We start from the raw sequence: 259 nt of genomic DNA on the forward strand, positions 1-259 counted from the left end.
GCTCACAGTTTGCCGCGAGCGGCCACAAAAAAACCCGCCGCAGCGGGTTTTTTCAGGCAAAAGCGGGATTATGCGTAAACCGGCAGGCGGGCGCAGATATCCAGCACTTTCTTCTTGGTGCGTTCGATGGTGGCTTCATCGTTGATGTTGTCCAGCACATCACAGATCCAACCGGCCAGTTCGCGCACGTCGGCTTCTTTGAAGCCGCGACGGGTCACGGCCGGGGTGCCGATACGCACGCCGGAGGTGACGAACGGGC

At 60.2% G+C, this 259-nt stretch carries 1 pseudogene; it reads right to left on the reverse strand.

What is annotated here, in order from left to right:
* Nucleotides 1–68: 68 nt before the first annotated feature.
* Nucleotides 69–259, reverse strand: a pseudogene (gene glyA, locus ACYYG1_RS17620) (serine hydroxymethyltransferase); the annotation flags it as partial.

The sequence above is a fragment of the Desulfocurvus sp. DL1XJH-121 genome, assembly GCF_054819825.1.